This window comes from Thalassobaculum sp. OXR-137, assembly GCF_034377285.1.
Lineage (GTDB): Bacteria > Pseudomonadota > Alphaproteobacteria > Thalassobaculales > Thalassobaculaceae > Thalassobaculum.
The window spans coordinates 5086029-5103061 of record NZ_CP139715.1 but is presented as its reverse complement, the minus strand read 5'-3'; the positions used below and the strand labels follow the sequence as shown (position 1 = coordinate 5103061).

Annotated in this window: 17 protein-coding genes; 15 read left to right on the top strand and 2 right to left on the bottom strand. The window is 68.6% G+C overall.

The window, feature by feature from the left end:
• Positions 1–2: 2 nt before the first annotated feature.
• From T8K17_RS23645 to T8K17_RS23595, 11 genes are all read left to right on the top strand, one after another.
• The gene (locus T8K17_RS23645; protein WP_322332177.1) at positions 3–329 is read left to right on the top strand and encodes a hypothetical protein; all 327 of its coding nucleotides are present in this window, start codon (positions 3–5) and stop codon (positions 327–329) included.
• A complete protein-coding gene (locus T8K17_RS23640; protein WP_322332176.1) occupies positions 326–1714 on the top strand; it encodes a hypothetical protein in 1389 nt (462 codons plus the stop codon). The genes T8K17_RS23645 and T8K17_RS23640 overlap by 4 nt, the downstream gene beginning before the upstream one ends.
• A gap of 38 nt (positions 1715–1752) precedes the next feature.
• Positions 1753–2643: a phytanoyl-CoA dioxygenase family protein gene (locus T8K17_RS23635; RefSeq protein WP_322332175.1), complete on the top strand. Its 891-nt coding sequence runs from the start codon at positions 1753–1755 to the stop codon at positions 2641–2643.
• A 107-nt stretch (positions 2644–2750) separates the two neighbouring features.
• Positions 2751–4400, top strand: a complete 1650-nt coding sequence (locus tag T8K17_RS23630; RefSeq protein ID WP_322332174.1) for an FAD/NAD(P)-binding protein — start codon at positions 2751–2753, stop codon at positions 4398–4400.
• Between the two features lie 108 nt (positions 4401–4508).
• Entirely contained in the window at positions 4509–5639 is a 1131-nt protein-coding gene (locus tag T8K17_RS23625; protein ID WP_322332173.1) for a M14-type cytosolic carboxypeptidase, read from the top strand.
• Complete coding sequence (locus T8K17_RS23620; protein ID WP_322332172.1) at positions 5636–5992, top strand: Spx/MgsR family RNA polymerase-binding regulatory protein; 357 nt, start codon at positions 5636–5638, stop codon at positions 5990–5992. The genes T8K17_RS23625 and T8K17_RS23620 overlap by 4 nt, the downstream gene beginning before the upstream one ends.
• Before the next feature lie 10 nt (positions 5993–6002).
• On the top strand, positions 6003–7100 hold the full coding sequence (locus T8K17_RS23615; protein WP_322332171.1) for an FAD-dependent oxidoreductase: 1098 nt from the start codon (positions 6003–6005) through the stop codon (positions 7098–7100).
• 10 nt (positions 7101–7110) lie between these two features.
• On the top strand, positions 7111–7755 hold the full coding sequence (locus T8K17_RS23610) for a LysE family translocator (RefSeq protein WP_322332170.1): 645 nt from the start codon (positions 7111–7113) through the stop codon (positions 7753–7755).
• Entirely contained in the window at positions 7752–8042 is a 291-nt protein-coding gene (locus T8K17_RS23605; RefSeq protein ID WP_322332169.1) for a (2Fe-2S)-binding protein, read from the top strand. Before T8K17_RS23610 ends, T8K17_RS23605 begins: the two co-directional genes overlap by 4 nt.
• Positions 8042–9433: an FAD/NAD(P)-binding oxidoreductase gene (locus tag T8K17_RS23600; RefSeq protein ID WP_322332168.1), complete on the top strand. Its 1392-nt coding sequence runs from the start codon at positions 8042–8044 to the stop codon at positions 9431–9433. The genes T8K17_RS23605 and T8K17_RS23600 overlap by 1 nt, the downstream gene beginning before the upstream one ends.
• Before the next feature lie 84 nt (positions 9434–9517).
• A complete protein-coding gene (locus T8K17_RS23595; protein WP_322332167.1) occupies positions 9518–10309 on the top strand; it encodes a DUF1194 domain-containing protein in 792 nt (263 codons plus the stop codon).
• Between the two features lie 31 nt (positions 10310–10340).
• On the opposite strand, the gene T8K17_RS23590 is transcribed toward T8K17_RS23595, so the two are convergent.
• Positions 10341–12062, bottom strand: coding sequence for a hypothetical protein (locus T8K17_RS23590; protein ID WP_322332166.1), 1722 nt, complete (start codon positions 12060–12062; stop codon positions 10341–10343).
• Positions 12063–12239: 177 nt separating this feature from the next.
• On the opposite strand from T8K17_RS23590, the gene T8K17_RS23585 reads away from it, so the two are divergent.
• A complete protein-coding gene (locus T8K17_RS23585) occupies positions 12240–13238 on the top strand; it encodes a DUF6635 family protein (RefSeq protein ID WP_322332165.1) in 999 nt (332 codons plus the stop codon).
• Positions 13239–13313: 75 nt separating this feature from the next.
• Positions 13314–14339, top strand: a complete 1026-nt coding sequence (locus tag T8K17_RS23580; protein WP_322332164.1) for an isopenicillin N synthase family dioxygenase — start codon at positions 13314–13316, stop codon at positions 14337–14339.
• Positions 14340–14366: 27 nt separating this feature from the next.
• On the opposite strand, the gene T8K17_RS23575 is transcribed toward T8K17_RS23580, so the two are convergent.
• Positions 14367–15554, bottom strand: a complete 1188-nt coding sequence (locus tag T8K17_RS23575) for a benzoate/H(+) symporter BenE family transporter (protein ID WP_322332163.1) — start codon at positions 15552–15554, stop codon at positions 14367–14369.
• 96 nt (positions 15555–15650) lie between these two features.
• Between T8K17_RS23575 and T8K17_RS23570 the strand changes: the two genes are divergently transcribed.
• Positions 15651–16334 carry a GntR family transcriptional regulator gene (locus tag T8K17_RS23570; protein ID WP_322332162.1) on the top strand — a complete coding sequence of 228 codons (684 nt, stop codon included), beginning with the start codon at positions 15651–15653 and terminating at the stop codon, positions 16332–16334.
• 154 nt (positions 16335–16488) lie between these two features.
• Entirely contained in the window at positions 16489–17028 is a 540-nt protein-coding gene (locus tag T8K17_RS23565; protein ID WP_322332161.1) for a peroxiredoxin, read from the top strand.
• Positions 17029–17033 lie beyond the last annotated feature (5 nt).

Below are 17033 nucleotides of genomic sequence, written 5' to 3'. Positions count from 1 at the left end.
CCATGAGCGACGCACAGAACAACGACATTCCGCCCCCGACCTTCTGGCAAAGGCCCGTGGTCCGAGGGATCGCCAACGGCATCGTCTTCGCCGGCCTGCTGCTGGTGATGCAGCTCAACGGCGTCTTCCAGCCGCCCCGCCCGCTGAGCGAGGAGCTGATCACCCAGGACCTTTTCGCGGGGGTGATCTTCGGCTTCCTGATGTACGTGATCGAACTCTGGAAGCGGCAGCGACGGATCAAGGCGGAGACCGTCGCCCGGGAGACGGTCGAACGGCGTCTGGCGCGCGAAGCGGATGACGACGAGGACGACGACCGTCCCTCACGATGACCGGCGGTCCGGCGGACCCGATACCCGCCCTTGAACCGCGCGGTCCGGGGCATCGCTTCGTCATCTACGGGGATGCCTGCGCCGGCGAACCCGGAGGTCGGCACGAGGCGACCTTCGCCCGAGTGAATTCGGTGGTGCGGCGCTTCTCGCCCGCCCCCGAGTTCATCGTCTTTCCCGGCGACGAGATCATCGGCCTGACCCGGGACGAGGCCGCCCTGCGGGCGCAATGGCGGCACTGGTTCGAGGTGGAGATGGCCTGGCTCGACCGGGACCGCATCCCGATGTTCCACAACACCGCGAACCACACGACCTACGACCCCATGAGCGAGCGCGTCTTCGCCGAGGTCATGGGGCATCTGCCGCGCAACGGGCCGCCGGGGCAGGAGGGCCTGTCGTATTTCATCCGGCGCGGCGACCTGCTGATGGTGTTCGTGCACACGCTCTCCGGCGCCCTGGGCGGGGAGGGGCATGTGGAGACCGACTGGCTGGACGCCACCCTGGCCGCCCATGCCGACGCCCGCCACAAGCTCGTGGTCGGCCATCACCCGGTCTTTCCGGTCAACGGTTTCGAGGGACCCTTCCAGCGCGAGATCGGCCCGCCCCATGCGGACACGTTCTGGGCCATCCTCGTGCGCCACGGCGTGCTCGCCTATCTGTGCAGCCACATCCTGGCCTTCGACGTTCAGGTCCATGCCGGCGTGCTTCAGGTCACCACTGCCGGGGCCGGCACCGCCCACCGCATGCCGGAAGGGGTGGAGTACCTCCACGCCGTACAGGCGGCCCTGGACGCGGAGGGCTTGCGGTTCCGGGTGGTCGACGACGCTGGGTCGGTGCGCGAGGCGCTGGCCTGGCCGCCGGTCCTGCCCCCGGCCGCCGACTGGCCGCAGATGGCGGCCGGCGCGGTGGGCGAGACCCGGGTCGCCGCCGGACCGCTGGATGCCTCGGTGCGGGCGTGGCGGATCATGGGCCGAACGGCACCCGAGGCCACGGCGGCGCAGACCCTGGTGGAAGGCAGTTCGGACGACGATGCCGTGCCGCCGCTCTGGATCGGTCTCGCGGGACCGGACCAGCGGCTGCTCGTGGTGCTGGGCTCCGCGCCGGGTCGCAGCCCCCATACCTGGTACGGTCCGTCGCTGGCGCTGGGAGGGGCCTTCCACATTCAGATCGCCCTGCACGGGGCGATGGGGCCGGGCGGGCTGCTCTGGCGATGGGACGAGGCCTCGCCCTGGTCCTCCCTGCGCGGCGCGTCGGCCCAGGGGGTGGAGCGCGCCGCCCCGGTCACCCGGTGGACTCTCGGCCATACGGCGGTCTCCGCCACCGACCGCCCGTTTCTCGGCTCAGAACTTCGGGTCTGGACGGCCCATGCCCCGCAGGGTGAAATCTAGGCAGCGGCCGAAGAGCCGACCTTAGCGGAGGAAATGAAATGATCAGCGAGGCGGATGCCGCGTTCTATCGCGAGAACGGCTACCTGGTGGTCGAGAACGTCTACGCCCCCGAAGAGGTCAAGGCGATGCGCGACGCGCTGGCCGGCCTGATCGACAAGGCGCGCGGCCTGACCGACCACGACAGCATCTACGACCTGGAACCGGGCCACACGCCCGAGCGGCCGCGGGTCCGGCGGATCAAGAAGCCGTTCGAGGCCGATCCGGTGTTCCGCGACATGGTCGAGCATCCGAACCTGATCTCGATCCTGTCCAAGATCGTCTCGCCCGACCTGCGGCTGCATGGCGGCAAGATCAACATCAAGGCGGCCGAGTACGGCTCGCCGGTGGAGTGGCACCAGGACTGGGCATTCTATCCGCATACCAACGACGACGTTCTGGCGGTCGGCGTGCTGCTGGACGACACTTCCGAAGAGAACGGACCGCTGATGGTCATGCCGGGCAGCCACAAGGGCCCGACCTACGACCATCATGTGGACGGCCATTTCGCTGGGGCGATGGACCCGGGCGCCTGCGATCTCGACTTCTCCAAGGCGGTGGCGCTGACCGGCAAGGCCGGTGCCTGCACCTTCCACCATGTGCGGACGGTGCACGGTTCTGCCCAGAACACGTCGGGCCGCGACCGGCAACTGCTGCTGTACCAGATCGCCGCCGCCGATGCCTGGGACCTGCGCGGCGTGCCGGCGGGCTGGGAGGAGAACGAGAGCCGGATGATCGCCGGCACCTCGACCCTCACGCCTCGGGTGGTCGACTGCCCGGTGCGGCTGCCCTTTCCCAAGGCGAAGCGGGAAGGCTCGATCTACGAGAACCAGACCGCGCTGCGGAACCGCTACTTCGCCTTCGACCCCAAGGTCGGCACGGCCGCCGAGTAAGGCGACTCTGGCGGCAGTGACACATCGGGAGGCCGGGAACGCTCCGTCGCGCCCGGCGTTATCCGTCGGCGTCGAGGGTTCGTCGGCGCGTTCTCGCCGGAGCTTCCGTGTCCAGAAAGATCGCCATCATCGGGTCGGGCCCCACGGCCGCGTATACCCTGAAATATCTGATCGGGTCCGCTGAACGGCTCGAGATCCGGATCTTCGAATCCGGGCGCCGCGCGGGGCCGGGCATGCCCTACAGCCGGCGGTTCAACACGCCCCAGGTTCTGGCCAATATAGCGTCGATCGAGATCCCACCCCTGACCCGGACGCTGGTGGACTGGCTGGACTCCCTGTCCGACAGCCGTCTCGACACCCTGCGGATTGCGCGCGCCGATATCGCCGAGCGTGGTTTCTATCCCCGTGTCGTGCTGGGCGACTACTTCGCCGACGAGTTCGAGGCGCTGTGCCGCCGGGCCGAATGGGCGGGCCACGGTGTCTCCGTCCTGACGGAACACCGGGTGGCCGATATCGTCCCGCTGAAGACCGGTTTCCGGATCGTCTCGCAGTCGCCTCAGGGCGGCAGCCGGTGGCGGGCCGACGCGGTGGTGGTTGCCACCGGCCATCGGCAGAAGGCGACCCAGGAAGCACCCTATCTCTACCGCTCGCCCTATCCGTTGAAGAAACTGGCGCTCGGAGAGGTGCGGTCGGCCGCCATCATCGGCTCGTCCCTGAGCGGCATCGACGCCGCCCTCACGCTCGCTGCGCGCTATGGGCGGTTCGAGGACAGCGGAAGCCGGATGACCTACGCCCCGCTCTCCGACCGCCCGCTGCGCATCGTCCTGACGTCGCGCAAGGGGCTGCTGCCGGAGGCGGATTTTTACTACCCCATCCCAGAGGAGCCGCTGGACATCTTCAGCGAGGCGGCGATCGAGAAGCTGGTGGCGGCGGGCAAGACCGGTCTGCTGTCGCGCGCCATGCGGCTGTTCCGGGCGCAGCTTCTGCAGGACGACCCCGCCTTCTTCGCCGAGCTGGGCCTGACACGGTTCACGCCGGAGGGTCTGCACCGCGCCTATTTCGCCCGGCGGGAGCGCAGCGACCTGTTCGTCGCCACCCAGGCCAACCTGGCCGAGGCGCGGCGCAACCATCGGGCCCGCCGGACGGTGATGTGGCGCTACACCCTGATGCGCGCCCACGAGATGTTCTCGCTGGTCCTGCCCTACCTCACCGACAAGGATCTGCGCCGGTTCCACGAGACGCTGAAGCCGGTTTTCGCCGACGCCTACGGCTGCGTGCCGCATGCGTCCATCGCCAAGCTGCTGGCGCTGCGCCGCTCGGGTGTGCTCGCGGTGGTGGCGCTGGGCGACCGGGGACGGCTGGTGCGCCGGGACGGAGCGTTCTGTCTTGAAGGGTTGGGCAAGGAAGAGCGTTTCGAGACCCTGATCGACGCGCGCGGCCAGCAGGCCATGACCCTGCACGACCTCGGTTTCGCCAGCCTTGCCGAGGCGGTGGAAGACGGCGACCCGTATCGCCAGAGCCCGCGCAGTCGGTCCGACGGCGATTTCAGGCTGAATCTGAAGCCCGGGCTCTCCGGGCAGATCTACTGCGTGTCCCTGCCGCTGCTGTTGCGGCGGCACCCCTTCGCCCAGGGCCTGGTGTCGTCGGACAGTTTCGGCAAGGCCGTCGCCGAGGGGCTGCTCCGCTCCGGCTCCTCCGTCCGGCTCGGACCGCGCGGCCGCAGCAGGATGGCACAGGAGAGCCGGATACCGGCGTGATCGGTCGGCTTCGGCACGATTGCCGTTCCGATGCGGGGCGCCGAGACGGTCTTTTCAATCTTCCGGGCGGCGACTACGTTCTGATGCCACCCCGCCCCAGGAGAGACCGTGATCCATATTTCGAGCCAGTTCGACGGTGGCAACATCGAAGTTGTCGACGCGACCGATCCCAGCGACATCCGCCTGACCATCCGCAAGGACGGGAATTCGGACTTCTTCCAGTGGTTCTACTTCCGCGTCTCCGGCGCCAGGGGCGTTCCGCTGACCATGACCATCGAGAATGCCGGCGGGTCCAGCTATCCCAAGGGATGGGAGGATTATCGGGCCGTGGTGTCGGAGGACCGGGCGAACTGGTGGCGCACCGAGACCCGGTATGACGGCGGCAAGCTGATCATCTCGCACACGCCGGAGACCGATTTCGCCTGGTTCGCCTATCTCGCTCCCTACACCCTGGAGCAGCACGCCGACCTGGTCGCCTTCGCCCAGGCCAGCGGTGCGGCGCGGGCCGAGCGGCTGGGATCGACGCTGGACGGCCGGGACATGGACCTGCTGACCTTCGGGTCGGGTCCCAAGCCGCTCTGGATCATCGCCCGCCAGCATCCGGGCGAGAGCATGGCCGGCTGGTTCGTCGAGGGTGTGGTGGAGAAGCTCTGCGACGCCCAGGACCCGGTCGCCCGCGCCCTGCTGTCCAAGGCCACCATCCATCTGGTGCCGAACATGAACCCGGACGGTGTCTATCGCGGCAACCTGCGCGTCAACGCCGCCGGCACCAACCTGAACCGGGAATGGCGCGAGCCGAGCCTGGAGAAGAGCCCCGAGGTCTATCACGTCGTCCGCAAGATGCAGGAGACCGGCGTCCAGATGTGCCTCGACGTGCACGGGGACGAGGGGCTGCCGTACAACTTCATCGCCGGCTACGAGGGCGTGCCCGACGTGACCGAGGCCCATCTGGCGCCGCTGAACCGGTTCCGCACCGAACTCGCGCGCCTGACCCCCGATTTCCAGACCGAGCACGGCTACCCCAAGGCGCCGCCGGGCAAGGGCAACTTGACTACCTCCACCGGCCATATCGCGCATACCTTCCGCTGCCCGGCGATGACGCTGGAGATGCCGTTCAAGGATACCGCGAACAACCCGATGCCGGAGGTCGGCTGGTCGCCGGACCGCTGCAAGCACCTCGCCGGGAAGTGCCTGGACGCCATGCTGCTGATGATCGACGACTGGGGGAGTGGGCTTTGATCACCGTCTGGGGACTGAAGAACTGCGATACCTGCAAGAAGGCCCGCACCTGGCTCGAGGGCAAGGGGGCGACCTTCGCGTTCAAGGACGTGCGGGCCGACGGGCTGACCGCCGATCGGATTACCGAATGGCTCGCCGCGGTCGGCCGGGAGACGCTGATCAACAAGCGCGGGACCACCTGGCGCGGCCTGCCGCCGGAAGTTCAGGCGGCGGCCGAGGACGACGACAGCGCCATCGCCCTGATGCAGGCGAACCCAGCCCTGATCAAACGGCCGATCTTCGAGATGGCCGATGGGGAGATCGTCGTCGGCTTCGCCAAGAAGCAGCAGGACGCGGTGGAGGCGGGGCTGTGAGGTCGCGCCGATGAGCGACGTCGCCGTCATCGGCGGCGGGCTGGTCGGCTCCGCCGTCGCCTGGGGTCTGGCCCGCGCCGGCGCCAAGGTCACCGTGCTGGACGAGGGCGACGACGCCTTCCGGGCAAGCCGGGGCAATTTCGGCCTGGTCTGGGTCCAGGGCAAGGGCGACGGGATGCACGAATATGCGGCCTGGTCCCGTCGCAGCGCCGAGGTCTGGCCGGATCTCGCCGCCGCCATCGCCGCCGAGGAAGGGGTGGATGTCGGCCTGCGCCAGCCCGGCGGCATCGAGGCCTGCCTGGATGAGGAGGAATACGCCGAGGCCGAGCTTTCGCTGAAGCGGATGCACAACCAGCCGGGCGTCGGCGCCAACGACGTGCGGATGATCTCCGCCGCAGAGGCCCGCGACCTGGAGCCGGCGCTGAGCCCGGATATCGCCGGCGCGAGCTTCTGTCCCCATGACGGCCATGTCAGCCCGCTCTACCTGCTGCGCGGCCTGCATGCGGGGCTGGCGCGGCACAAGGTCGACCACCGCCTGGATCACAAGGTCGAGCGGATCAGCCCCTCCGGCGAGGGCTTCGCCCTGGAGACGGCGCGCGGCACCGTCAATGCCGACAAGGTCGTGCTGGCGGCCGGCCTGGGCAACGGGCGGCTCGCCCCGATGGTCGGGCTCGACGTGCCGACCGCGCCGGACCGGGGGCAGATCCTGGTCACCCAGCGGATGCCCAAGCTCTTCAGCCACCCGATCGGCCGGCTGCGCCAGACCGAGGAGGGCTCGGTGATGATCGGCGCCAGCCACGCGCGGGTGGGGTACAGCACCGACCTGGACATCGCCACCTCGGCCCGGCTGGCCGACCGCGCCCGCCGCCTCGTGCCGGCGCTGGGCAAGGCCCGGATCGTGCGGACCTGGTCGGCTTTGCGGATCATGTCGCCCGACGGCTTCCCGATCTATGCGGAGAGCGAGACCTGCCCTGGTGCTTTCGTCGTGACCTGCCACAGCGGCGTGACCCTGGCCGGCGCCCATGCGCTGGAACTGGCGCCGACGATCCTCGACGGGTCGTTCTCCGAGCGGTTCGACCCCTTCCATTTTCGCCGTTTCGCCACCTGAGGAGCCGGAGATGCCGTCGCTCGACACCTTGGTCGTCTTCACCGTGGCGGCCGTGCTGCTGAACCTGTCGCCGGGGCCGTCCAACCTCTACATCATGGCCCGCAGCGTCAGTCAGGGCCCGCGTGCCGGCGTGGTGGCGGCGGCCGGCCTGTTCACCGGCTCCTTCGCCCATGTGGCGGCGGCGACCCTCGGCGTCTCGGCGATCGTGCTGGCTTCGGCGGAGGCATTCACGGTGCTGAAATGGGCCGGGGCGGCCTATCTCGTCTGGCTCGGCATCCAGCATTTCAGGGAGTCCGGCGGCTTCGTCGTGCCGGTGGGGCGGGTGCCGGCGAAATCCATGGGGAAGATCTACCGCGAGAGCATCATGGTGGAGGTGTTGAACCCCAAGACGGCACTTTTCTTCCTCGCCCTGCTGCCGCAGTTCGTCGATCCGGCCGCCGGCTCGGTGACGCTGCAGAGCCTTATCCTGGGCCTGATCGTCGTCTTCACCGCCATTCCCTCGGATGTCCTGATCGCCTTCGCGTTGGGCGGTGTGGCCCGCAAGCTGTCCGCCAATCCCTGGTTCGCCCGCTGGATGGACAGGGTGTCGGGGGCGATCCTGATCGGCCTCGGCGCGCTGGTCGCCACCGGCGAGGCCCCCGAGGCCGCCCGATGAGCTTTGCCCGACTTCCCGGCCCGACCAAGGCCGCCACGATCACGCTGACCGTCGACGGCGACCGGATCGCCGCCCGCGACGGGGATACCGTGGCCTCCGCCCTGCTGGCGTCGGGCCGGCGGGCGATCCGCCGCGCCGCCGTGACGGGCGAGCCGCGGGCGCCGTACTGCCAGATGGGCGTGTGCTTCGAATGCCTGGTCGAGATCGACGGCGTCGCCGACCGCCAGGCCTGCCTCGTGCCGGTGCGTAACGGCATGGTCGTCACCACCGAGCGGGGGGAGGGGTGATGCGCGACCTGGTCATCATCGGCGCCGGGCCCGCCGGGCTGAGTGCGGCCGCGACCGCCCATGCGCTCGGTCTCGATGCCCTGATCCTGGACGAGCAGCCGACGGCCGGCGGCCAGATCTACCGCAACGTGGAGCGGGTGACCGAACAGCGGACGGCCGACCTCTCCTATCTCGGCCGCGACTATGCCCATGGCCGGACCCTGGCGCGAGCCGCCTCGGCGGTCGAGCGGCGCCAGGGGGCGACGGTCTGGCATATCGGGCCGATGACGAAAGCCGAGGGGCGCCAAGTGGTCTGGTCGGAAGCCGGTCGGGCGCAGAAGGTCCACGCCCGGGCGGTGCTGCTCGCCACCGGCGCGATGGAGCGTCCGGTGCCGATCCCCGGCTGGACCCTCCCCGGCGTGACCACGGTCGGTGCGCTGCAGACTGTACTGAAACAGTCCGGCATCTATCCGACCGGCCGCGTCGTCCTGGCCGGCAGCGGGCCGCTGCTGATGCTGCTCGCTACCCAGTATGCGGCGGCGGGCGTGCCGATCGAGGCGATCCTCGATACGACTCCGCCGGGTGGGTTGAACCGGGCGATGCCCTGGCTGCCGCTGGCGATGGTCGGCGCGCGCCGCACCATGCTCAAGGGCCGCCGGTTGCGCGCCGCCTACGGCCGGGCCGCCCGCCAGGTCTGGCATGGCGTGACCGGCCTTCGGGCGGACGGCGAGGGCGCGCTGCGGGTGGTCCGCTTCACCGACGCCGGCGGTATCGCCCGCGAGATCGCAGCCGATACCCTGGCGCTGCACGAAGGGGTGATCCCCAATCCGCAGCTTCCGCGGCTGGTCGAGGCAGACCATGCGTGGGATCCGCGCCAACGATGCTTCCGGCCGGTGCTCGACGCCTATGGGTCGAGTTCGGCGGCGGGCGTCTACGTGGCCGGCGACGGCGGCGGCATCCTGGGCGCCGACGCGGCGGAAGCCTCCGGACGCGTTGCCGCGGCGACGGTGGCCCTGGCACTCGGCCGGATCGCCGAGGCGGAACGGGACCTGCGGGTGGCCCCGGACCTCGACCGGCTCACGGGCCAGCGCTGGCTGCGGCGGTTCCTCGACGCCATGTTCCCGCCGCCGGACTGGATCGGCCGGGTGGCGGGCGAGACCGTCGTCTGCCGCTGCGAGGAAGTGCGGGCAGCGGATCTGCGCAAGGTGGCCTCCCACGCCCAGGGGCCGAACCAGCTCAAGGCCTATACCCGCGCCGGCATGGGGCCGTGCCAGGGCCGGATGTGCGGGCATACGGTGACGGAGGTGCTGGCGACGGCCAAGGCGATGGCGCCGGCAGACGTCGGCTACTACCACGTCCGCCCGCCCGCAAAGCCGGTGACGGTGGAGGAACTGGCGGCGCTCGCGGACTAGGGTCCGACTAGAGCTCCACGGGCATCCTCCGCCGGAACAGGTGAACGCTGGACAGGGACCGCGGCTTCCCGTGCAATAGACCGCATGACCCGCATCCTGCTCCTTCTCGCGATGCTGTGTGCCGGCGCTCAGGCGAAGGCGCAGGAGGCGGTGGATCTGGAACTGGTGCTGGCGGTGGACGTCTCCGGCTCCATCGACACCTCCGAAGCCATGCTCCAGCGCGAGGGTTACGTCTCCGCCCTGTCGAGCGAGGAGGTCATTGCCGCCATCACCTCGGGGCCGCTGGGCCGGATCGCGCTCGCCTATGTGGAATGGGCCGGGTTGGGCACGGCGCGGACGGTGGTCGACTGGCGGGTGATCGACGGTCCCGCCGCGGCCGCCGCCTTCGTGGAGACTCTGCAGGGCCGGTGGCCCTATCCCGGTCGCCGGACCTCCATCAGCGGGGTGATCGAGCACGTGCTGCCGATGTTCGAGACCAACGGCTATGACGGTGCCCGGCGCATCATCGACATTTCCGGAGACGGGCCGAACAACCACGGCATGCCGATCCTGACGGCCCGCGGCCGGGCGGCGGAACGGGGCGTGGGGATCAACGGGCTGGTGATCCTCAACTACGATCCGGGCCCGCTCGGCTTTCCGGTCCTGGAGGACCTCGACATCTATTTCGAGGAATGCGTCATCACCGGCCAGGCAGCCTTCGTCCTGGCGGCCGACGGGTTCGCCGATTTCGGCCGGGCCATCCGCCGCAAACTGGTGCTCGAGATCGCCGGCCTGCTGCCGCCCCGCCCGCTCCTGCAACGGGCCCAGGGCTACGACTGCCTGATCGGCGAGAAACAGCTGCGTGAGTGGCTGCGCAAGTACCCGTTCGACCCGTGAGTCCCAGGGAAGTTCCTACAGGCGGACGTCCCTACTGCATGAAGCCGCAGCGATAGAGCTGAACGTGGAAGTCGCGCAAGACGCGCTCCTTCTCCGGGCCCGGTACCTGCGCCACCAGCTCGTTCTCGAAATCCTTGCGCCGCAGGTGCTTCACCACAATCGAGCGGGCGAGTTTCGAGGCCTGACCCTCCGGCAGCATGTCGGGGCTGCACATGGACAGCAGCATGAAGGCCCGCACATGCAGCGGCCGGTTCGGGTCGTCGACCTTGTCGAGAATCTTGTCCTCGGTGATGTAACGCGCCAACAGCTCGTCGAGCCGGTTGACGATCCGCGCCTTCAGCGTCGCGTCCAGCGAGGAGTCCTGGAACTTACGGAAGACCGCGGTCACGGTCTGCATCTTCTTGTTGGGCGGTCGGTTGTCCCGCACGATCTGCTTGACCGAGTCCGGACGCACGAACAGCCCGTCGAGCTGCATGTCGATCTCGTCCCTGATGGTCTCGGCCAGCGTGCTTTCCGAGAGGGCGATCAGATAGGCGGCCTTGCGGACCGGATCGCCGAAAGTCGGCAGCAGGCGGCCGGTTGCCTCCCGCAGGCCGTTGACGCCGCCCCGATTGATGATGCGCGACTGGCGATGGGTCAGCGCTTCCGCCATCGGACCGCCGCCCAGAAGCACGTCCTCCGGCATCAGGTTGTCGATCAGCCCCTTCAGCGCCTCGTCTTCGTCCGATCCGCCCTCGTGGGAGAGCGGCAGCTTGCCCTCGACCTGACGGCGGATGCGGTCGACCAGCACGACCCGGCTCTCTGGCAGGGCGCCCGACGCGAACAGGCCGGTCAGCCGGCCCGTGGTGGCTTCCGGCGCGTCGTCCGGCTTGCCCTCGGCGTGGGCATCGAAGGACCCGTGGGCCAGTTCGATGAGCGCGCCCAGGGCAGCGGCGAGGTTTTCGCGGGTACCCAGCAGATCCTGCAGGGTCTGGCTGTTGCACAGGGTGTCGGAGATGTAGATGTCGGCCGCCTGGCGCCCGATCGGGATCTCGCAGGGGGCAACCCACGTCACGGTCTGGCTGAGCTTGGCGAAATAGGAGCGTTGCTGGACCAGCTCTCGGGCGATGGCGAGGCGGACGAAATAGCTGCAATCCGCATCGCCGGACTGGGCGGCGATCTTCTCGACGGTCGCCTCGAACCCGTCCTTGGCGATGGTCGGCAGGGTCTTGGCGGCGGCCTCCCGTGCCCGGTCGGACAGCTCGTTCAGGAACCCGAACAAGGCATCGCGCCGGGCGGTGACGTCGCCCGTCCCGGGATAGGCCTTGGCTTGAAGTGCGGCGACCTTGCCCACGCCGGACATGATCAGCGTGTCGGCGTCCATCAGGCGCCGCAGCTCGCGGAACTCGTGCATCACCTCGCTGGCGGTGACGCCGTTCTTGTCGAGATAGCTGCGGAACAGGCGGTTGAGGATCTGCCGGCCGTCGGTGCCGAACAGGGCGTCTGCGTTCTCGCACAGCGGCGCGGCGTCGACCTCACCGATCAGGATCTTGTCGCTGCTTCCGGAACTCTTGAGCTTTTCGAAGACGACCTGCTCGCGGGCGGTTTCTCCGCGCGTGGTCTCCTTGATGACCCGAACCCCGGTCACCCCCTGTCGGTTCAGAACCTTCTTGGCAAGTTCTTCGGCTTCGGACTGGCTGTGCGCGCTCGAGTCGATGCGCCACTGGCCTTCCCGCTGAAGATGGACCTCGAATATCTCGCTCTTGCTTACCATTCCCCACTCCGCGGTTCCCGCGGACGTCCTATGCAAAGCTTACGCCAAGATTGAAAAATTGCAATTGTCTGATTTTGTTCGCATTTTAAGAAATTACAGGGCGATTGCCGGGGATTGCGCGGCTCTCATTGACCTGCGCGCAGGAATTGCCATCTATCCCTCATGCAAGATTTGCCGATGACTTCCACTGAAATTGGCGGTTTGCCGTTCGACCCATCGACGGCGCGCTCCGTCGTCGACGACGCGATCACGCGCTATATCGACAGCCGCCGCGCGCGGGCGAAGGAGTTCATCGACCTCCATTACGGCTGGAAGGGGTCGGCCCGGCTGCATCGCAATGCGTTCGGCCTCGATCTGCTGCGCGCGCCGGTGAACGTCGCGCTGGTGCCGCCGCAGCTCGCGATCAATGTCTCGGGCATGGTGGCGGAGCGGTTCGGCGCGCGCCGGGCCGGTCACTGGATGAAGACCCGGCGTCTGCTGATGCGCACCTCGGTGGACCGCGAGATCGAGTGGCGGCTCTGGACCGAGTTCCTGGAGCTGCCCTATACCGACGGCGACCGGATCTCGACCCGCGATGCCCTCGCCGAGGCCATGTTCGCCGATCCGCGGCTGCATCACGCGCTGGGCGAGCCGCTGGCCGAGATCGCCCGCCATGCGCAGGACCCCGACGTGCGCCGCCGGGTGGAGGAGACGCTGGCCGCCTATACCGGCACCCGCGCCGCCGCCTCCGACCTGGTGGGCGCGATGGTGTCCACCGGGATCGGCTATGCCGCTGCCCATCAGCTCACGCCGAGTGTGTGGACCCTCGGGCCGGTGCTGGCCGGCATGCTGGCGCAGCATATGGCGATTACCAGCTTCCCCCTGGGGGCGACCCTGGGCGGTGCGTGGTACGGCGCCTTTCCGGCGGCGGCGAGTTCGATGATGGTCGGCACGACGATCGCCTCGCTCGCGGCGGTGGGTGCCATTGTCGCCGCCTTCGCGGGCGTCCTGGCCGATCCGCTCCAGCGCTCTTTCGGCATGCACCGCCGCCGGCTCAACCGCATGCTGGACACGATCGAGAAAAATTTCCGCGGCGAGGGACCGGCCGCGTTCTCGCCCCGCGACCACTACGTCGCCCGCCTGGTGGACGCGGTGGACGTTGTCCGCATCGCGCACCGTATCGCCACTGGATCCTGACCTGCGGTTTGCGGCTGGCGCTGCGCGCATGACGGGTGTGTACTGACGGTCGGCGTCGTCGACCGGAGGTGTGCCATGGGTGCGGGTGCGTTGGCGGAAGTTCAGGTTTCCGAGGATCTCAAGGGGCGGGAGGTCGCGTTCGACAGCATCCCCGTCATCGATATCGCCGCCCTGGTGGATGGCAGCGACGAGGCCGGCGTGGCGGCCAAGCTGCGCGACGCGGCGGAACGGGTGGGCTTCCTCTACGTGAAGGGCCACGGCATTCCCCAGGCCATGATCGACGGCATGTTCGCCGAGGCGCGGGCCTTCTTCGACCGGCCCTTGGAGGAGAAGATGGCGGTGCATATCGGCAAATGGCCGGTGCATCGCGGCTATTTCCCGCTGTTCGAGGAGAATACCGATCCGGCGATGACGGCGGATCTGAAGGAGGGGTTCGATCTCGGCCGCGATCTGGGCGCCGACGACCCGGAGGTGCTGGCCGGTCTGCCGCTGCACGGCGCCAACCAGTGGCCGCAGGGCGATCCGTCCTTCCGGGCAGCCGCCGACGGGTATTTCAACGCGCTCTGCCGGCTCGGCGAGCGGCTCATGCGCGGCTTCGCCATCGCCCTCGACCTGGAGCCGGATTTCTTCGCCGACAAGATCGACCGGCCGCTGGCCCAGCTCCGGCTGCTGCACTATCCGCCGCAGACCGGACATGTGGAGGCGCGGACCATCGGCTGCGGCGCCCATACCGATTACGGCTGCCTGACCATCCTGGCGCAGGATCCCAACGGCGGGCTGCAGGTCTGCAATACCGCGGGCGAGTGGATCGCCGCCCCGCCGGTGCCGGGGGCCTTCGTCGTCAACCTGGGCGACCAGATGGCGCGCTGGACCAATGGCCGGTTCCAGGCCACACCCCACCGTGTGATCAATGTCTCGGGCAAGGAGCGGTATTCGATGCCGTTCTTCTTCGACCCGAACTGGGAGGCGGAGATCGCCTGTCTGCCGAGCTGCGAGATCCCGGGCGAGGCGCCGAAATTCGCGCCGGTTCTGGCCGGGCCCTACCTGCAGTCCCGGTTCGACGCGACCTTCACCTGCCGTCAGGAGAAGCCGGCGGGCTGACCCGCCGCTTGCGCTCGGCGTGCTGCTTCAGCCGGTGCGGCCCAGCTTGAGCAGCGCCAGCATCGCGCCGCCGGCGAGCAGCCCCCAGAACGCCGCACCGATGCCCAGGATCGACAGGCCCGAGGCTGTGGTCACGAAGGTGACGATGGCAGGCACATGCTCGTCCGGCTTCGACAGGGCGGACGCGGCCGCGCCGGCGAGACTGGCCAGCAGGGCGAGGCCGGCCACGGTCTGGATCAGCAGCGGCGGCGATGCCGTGGCGAAGGCCGCGGCGATGCCGGCCAGCAGGGCAATGACGATGTAGGAGCCGCCGGCCGTCAGCGAGGCGATGTACCGCTTCCTGGGATCGGGATGCGCATCTGGACCCGCGCACAGGGCCGCGGTGATGGCTGCGAGATTCAGCATGTGCCCGCCGAAGAAGGCGGTGACCATGCTGGCCGCACCGGTCGTGACGAACAGCGGCGAGGCGGCGGGCCGGTATCCGTTGGCGTTCAGCACGGCGAGGCCGGGAATGTTCTGCGAGGCCATGGTGACCAGGAACAGGGGCAGGGAAATGCCGATGATCGAGTCCAGGCTGAAGGCAGGCAGCACCAGCTCCGGCACGGGCCAGGCAGTATCGAAGACCCCCTCCGGCAACGGGGTGGAAAGCGGGATCACGATGGCCGCAACGACCACCGCCGCCAACACGGCATAGAGCCTGGCGAACCGCAGGGTGACTGCCCACACGACGATGATCGCCGCCGTCTGCCAGGGAAATTCCCGTATCGCTTCGATCGGCGCCAGGCACAGGTTCAGCAGCACACCGGCCAGCATGGCGCTGGCGAGACTGGCCGGGATCGCCTCCACGGCGCGCCCGAACCGGCGCCACAACCCGGCGATCACGATCAGCGCCGCTGCCACCAGGAAGGCGCCGACCGCTTCCGAAAAGCCGCCCTGTGGCATGCCCGTGGATACCAACAGGGCGGCACCGGGCGTCGACCAGGCGAAGCTGAGCGGCAGTCTGCTGCGCCAGGCCAGCACGATCATGAGCAGACCCTGGCCGGCCGACAGCGCGATCAGTCCGGACGCCGCCTGATCCGGTGTGGCGCCCACGGCCTGCAACCCGGCCAGCACGACCGCGAAGGAACTGGCGAAGCCGACGATGGCGGTGAGCAGACCGGCCGAGATCGGCACGGCGGCGGAGGCGTGGGGCGGATCGGTGCGGGCGTCTGACATGCGGCATCCCCGGAACAGGTAGGGCACGGGATTTGACTTCGATCCGGGAGAGGGTAGGCTTAAGATTGGATCCAATCAACAAGTGGATAAGTCTTGATGAATTCCGACGACGGGTTCGACTTCACCACTCTGGCGTCCCGGGAGGCCGACCGGCCGCGCACCGCCTCCGAATTCGTTCAGCGGGTGCTGCGCGAGGCGATCCTGGACGGCCGGATTCCGCCGGGGACGCCGCTGCGCCAGGAAGCGCTGGCCGCCGCGTTCGATGTCAGCCGGATGCCCGTACGCGAAGCGCTGCGTCAGCTCGAGGCGCAGGCGCTGCTGGAGTTCACGCCGCACAAGGGGGCGGTGGTGTCCGAGATTTCGGCCCAGGACCAGGCGGACACCTATCTCATCCGCCGGGCGTTGGAGCCGGTGGCTTTCGCGCAATCGATTCCGCATCTGACCCGCGAGGATCTCGACCGCGCCGAGGATCTGATCGCCGATATGGACCGCGAACCGGACCACGGCCGTCTGGGCGAACTGAACCGGCGTTTCCATCTCTCGCTCTATGCCCGAGCGGGAAGTCCCAAGCTCCTGCGGCTGATCGAGCGGCTGCTGACGGAACATGACCGCTACCTTCGGTTTCACCTGGCGATGATGGGGCGGGACCGGATGTCCCAGGCCGACCACCGCGCCATGGTCGCCGCCGCCGCGGTGCAGGACATCGAGACGGCCACCACCGTGCTGCAGCGCCACATCGACGTGGCGGCAGCCGACAGCGCGCGCTTCCTAGTTCGATGAAATCACTGGCTTGACGTTATTTTACAGGTGGGTGTTCAATTTTTTGCAGTGCGACATTTCCGCTCTCGACTGAGGTAATCATCCACGTTAGACACGTTCCAATCTGGTAATGGGCCGCATTACCTGCCCAGCTGACGATCCAATGGAGGGATATATGATCGGCCGTAAGGTTCCGTCCGTGACGTTCCGGACCCGCGTGCGTGACGAGTCCATCGAGGGCCCGAATCCGTATCGCTGGCAGGACGTGACGAGCGACGACTACTTCAAGGGCAAGCGCGTCGTCCTGTTCTCGCTGCCGGGCGCCTTCACCCCGACCTGCTCGACCTACCAGCTTCCGGATTTCGAGAAGCTGTACGACGACTTCAAGGCCGCCGGCATCGACGCGATCTACTGCCTGTCGGTCAACGACGCCTTCGTCATGAACGCCTGGGGCAAGTCCCAGGGCGTCGAGAAGGTCGGCCTGATCCCCGACGGCTCCGGCGAGTTCACCCGCAAGATGGGCATGCTGGTCGCCAAGGACAATCTGGGCTTCGGCATGCGCTCCTGGCGCTACGGCGCGGTGGTCAACGACGGCGTCGTCGAGATGTGGTTCGAGGAGCCGGGTCACTCCGACCTGTGCGACACCGATCCGTATGGCGAGAGCTCGCCGCAGACCATCCTGAAGGCGGTTCAGGAAAAGGCCGCCGCCGCCTGATCGGC